This window comes from Bradyrhizobium sp., from assembly GCF_019242285.1.
Lineage (GTDB): Bacteria > Pseudomonadota > Alphaproteobacteria > Rhizobiales > Xanthobacteraceae > Bradyrhizobium.
Genome location: NZ_JAFAVV010000797.1, coordinates 1 through 3,954, shown reverse-complemented (window position 1 = coordinate 3,954; position 3,954 = coordinate 1). Strand labels below are relative to the sequence as shown.

Here is a 3,954-nt window from a genome sequence, read left to right as displayed (position 1 = left end):
GTAGCCGACCTCGATGCGCAGCTTGCGGTCGTTCTTGGCGACGACGAGCAGCGCGCCATCGTCGATCTTCCGGCGCCCGATCTTCCAGGCTTCCGCCACGCGAAGGGAATATTGCTCGATGGTCTCCGGCTCCGTGGTCGGCACGATCAGCACCGCGACCTGGGCGCCCTTGCGCGTTTCGAGATCCTTCAGCCGCTCCGACTGCGACGCGACCTGGTCGCTCGTGAGCGTGCCGGTGAGATCGACCACGCGGCCAGTGAGCGGCGGCACCGCGACGTCGGCGAAGGCGGCGGTGGCGAAGCAGAGGAGGAATGTGAGGAGGAAGGCGCCGACCTTGCTCACGCGCATCATCCCTCAATCTACTTCGCCGGCGCGGGCGCTGGATTGAAATCCACCTTCGGCGCGGTGGAAATTTCCTTCTCGTTGTCGACGGTGAAGTTCGGCTTCTCCTTGTAGCCGAAGGCCATCGCCGTCAGGTTGCTCGGGAACGAGCGGATGGTGACGTTGTAGTCCTGCACCGACTTGATGTAGCGGTTGCGCGCCACCGTGATGCGGTTCTCGGTGCCTTCGAGCTGGGACATCAGGTCGTGAAACAGCGCATCCGACTTGAGCTGCGGATAGTTCTCGGTGACGACCAGCAGCCGCGACAGCGCGCTGGTCAGCTCGCCTTGCGCCTGCTGGAACTTCTGGAACGCGGCGGGGTCGTTCAGCACCTCGGGCGTCGCCTGGATGCTGCCGACCTTGGCGCGCGCATTGGTGACGCCGAGCAGCACGTCCTTCTCCTGCTGGGCGAAACCCTTGACCGAGTTGACCAGGTTCGGAACCAGGTCGGCGCGGCGCTGGTACTGATTGACCACCTCGGACCAGTTCGCCTTGACCTGTTCGTCGTTGGTCTGGATCGCGTTGTAGCCGCAATTGGTGAGGCTGAGCGTGGCGAGCGCCGCCAGCACCATGAAAATCTTTCGCATCGAAATCTCCGTTGACGGAAAGCCGGTCCGGCTGCATCAACCGGAGACGAGGCAGCCTGTTCCGGCCTCGTGCTCTAGCAGAGCGCGGCCGCCATACAACAACGAAAGCCGGCCGCCGATGCAATATCGCACAGAACGTGTCGGCGCCGTATCGGGCGAACGGCCGAGGGGGTTCAACCGCGGCTTGCTGCCCTGGCGTCGAGGATCGCGCGCCACACCTTCTGCGGGGTCAGCGGGGTGTTCAGCCCGCTGATGCCGAGCTCGGAGAGCGCGTCCATCACGCCGTTGGCGATGCAGGGCGGCCCTCCGATCGCGCCCGACTCGCCGCAGCCCTTGGCGCCGAGCGGGTTGGTGCGGCAGGGCGCGGAGTCGTCGAGCGTCACCGAGATCGTCGGAATGTCGTCGGCGCGCGGCACGCAATAATCCTGGAAGCTCGCGGTGAGGAGCTGCCCGCCGGCATCATAGGCGACGAACTCGTAGAGCGCCTGGCCGATGCCCTGCGCGACGCCGCCATGCACCTGTCCGGTGACCAGCATCGGATTGACGGCGCGGCCGACGTCGTCGACCGTGGTGTAGCGCACCACGCGCGTGATGCCGGTGTCGGGATCGATCTCGACCTCGCAGATGTGCGTGCCGTTCGGCCAGCTCGGGCCATCGACCTCGCCCTCGCTGTCGACCGACAGTCTGGCGCCCGCCTCCTTCTCGGCGATCTCGAACAGGCTGATGCGGCGGTCGGTGCCGACCACGGTGAGGAAGCCGTCGCGGTATTCGATGTCCTGCGCCGAGGCCTCCAGGAGGTGCGAGGCCTTCTCGCGCGCCTTGTCGATCAGGTCGTTCGAGGACACCGCGACCGCGGTGCCGCCGACGAACAGCGAGCGCGAGCCGACGCTGCCGAAGCCGACGGCGAGGTCGGTGTCGCCCTGCACGACGTCGATTCGCTCCAGGGCAACGCCGAGCGCGTCCGAGATCATCTGGGTGTAGGTGGTCGCCAACCCCTGCCCCATCGCCATGGTGCCGGAATGCAGGATCACGCGGCCCTGCGCCGTCGCATGCAGCGAGACCTTCTCGGTATGCGCCCGGCCGCCGGTCCATTCGATATAGGAAGTGAGGCCGCGGCCATAGAGCATGCCGCGCTTCCTCGCCTCGCGTTTGCGCGCGGCAAAACCGTCCCAGTCGGCGAGCTCGGAGGCGCGCTCCAGCATGTGGGCGAAGGCGCCGGAATCGTACACCTGGCCCGCGGCATTGGTGTAGGGAAGCTGCGCCGGCTTGACGTAGTTCACCTTGCGGATTGCGCGCGGGTCCATGCCGAGCTGCCGCGCGGCGGCGTCGAACAGCCGCTCGACGATGAACACCGCCTCGGGCCGGCCGGCGCCGCGATAGGCACCGACCGGCGCGGTGTGGGTCATCACCGTCTTGATCTCGAAATGCACCAGCGGCAGGTCGTAGACCCCGGTCTGCACGAACGGGCCGAGCACCAGCGGGATGATGTTGGCGGCGCCCGACATGTAGGCGCCGGTGCCGCCGATCGAGCGCACGCGATAGGCCAGCACCCGGCCCTTGGCGTCGAGCGCGAATTCGGCGGTGGAAGTGAGATCGCGGCCATGGGTGCCGCCGACGAACTCGTCGGTGCGGTCGCCGCGCCAGCGGATCTTGCGGTTCAGCTTGGTTGCAGCGTAGGCGACGAGGCCGTCCTCCGGATAGACATTGGTCTTCTGGCCGAAGCCGCCGCCGATGTCGCCGACCAGGACGCGCACGGATTCCTTCGGCCGCTTCAGGATCGCCTCCGCCAGCACGTCGCGGGTCGAGCCCGGGGTCTGCGACTGCACATGGAGAAGGAGGCGGCCGGTCTCCTTCTCGATCTCGGCGATGGTCGAGCGCGGCTCCATCGCGGATGGCACGAGGCGCTGGCTGACCAGATCGAGCGACACTTTATGCGCGGCACTCGCGAAAGCCTCCTCGACCTTGGCGGCATCGCCGTAGCTCATGGCCGCGACGATGTTGTCGCGTGCCTCATGCCAGACCACCGGCGCATGCGGCTTGGTCGCTTCGAGCGGATCGACCGCCGACGGCAGCACGGCATAGTCGACCGCGATCGCCTCGGCCGCGTCCTGCGCGATCGCCCGCGAGGTCGCGACGACGGCAGCGACCGGCTCACCGGCGAAGCGCACGAATTCGTGCGCGAGCAGGCGACGCGGCGGCACCGTCATCGGCGAGCCGTCCGGCCGCTTGAAGATCGCCAGGGTCGGGATGGTGCCGATGTTGTCGGCGACCAGGTCGGCGCCGGTGTACACCGCTTCCACGCCGGGAATCTCGCGCGCGGCGGCCGTATCGATCGAGACGATCTTCGCATGCGCATGCGGCGAGCGCAGCACGTGGAGCCACAGCGCGCCGTCCTCCGGCTTGTCGTCGATGAACTGCCCCTTCCCGGTGAGCAGCCGCTGGTCCTCCAGCCGCTTGACCGATTGGCCTGCACCGAAACGCAGATTGCCGGGGAGAATGTTCATCAAGGGGTCCTTTGGATAGTTCGAGAGTTGGCCGGCGTCACGGTGGCGATACGCCACTCACGCGACGTCCCTGAGCACCGCGGCGACCACCTCGCGCGCCTCGGCGGAGAGCGGCGCCTGCGGCGGCACGGGATCGCCGACGTCGTAGCCCTGGATCGCCAATCCGGCCTTGATGCAGGCGGCAAGGTTGAAGCGCGCGAACGCCTCGTTGATGCGCCAGAGCTTGCGCTGCAATTTCATCGCATCGTCCCAGCAGGACGCCTGGCAAAGATTGTAGAGCTCGACGCTCTGGCGCGGGATGATGCAGGCGGGACCGGCCATCCAGCCGACGCCGCCGATCAGCATCACCGCGGCAGGGATGTGGGCGGAGGCGGAGAACACCTTGATCGCATCGCCGCAGCGATTCATCATCGAGAGCAGCCGGCCGGTATTGGTCGAGGCGTCCTTGATATAGTTGATGCGCGGATGCATGGCCAGCCGCG

4 protein-coding genes are annotated in these 3,954 nt (G+C 67.2%); all 4 read right to left on the bottom strand.

Features of this window, described 5'->3' with window-relative positions:
- Positions 1 to 348 (bottom strand): TPM domain-containing protein (locus tag JOY90_RS32650; protein WP_291695214.1); only part of this gene is annotated, 348 nt, incomplete at its 3' end.
- Positions 349 to 359: 11 nt separating this feature from the next.
- Positions 360 to 968, bottom strand: coding sequence for a LemA family protein (locus JOY90_RS32645; RefSeq protein ID WP_291695213.1), 609 nt, complete (start codon positions 966 to 968; stop codon positions 360 to 362).
- 173 nt (positions 969 to 1,141) lie between these two features.
- The gene (locus tag JOY90_RS32640) at positions 1,142 to 3,472 is read right to left on the bottom strand and encodes a xanthine dehydrogenase family protein molybdopterin-binding subunit (RefSeq protein ID WP_291695212.1); all 2,331 of its coding nucleotides are present in this window, start codon (positions 3,470 to 3,472) and stop codon (positions 1,142 to 1,144) included.
- Positions 3,473 to 3,529: 57 nt separating this feature from the next.
- Positions 3,530 to 3,954 (bottom strand): dihydrodipicolinate synthase family protein (locus JOY90_RS32635; RefSeq protein ID WP_291695211.1); only part of this gene is annotated, 425 nt, incomplete at its 5' end.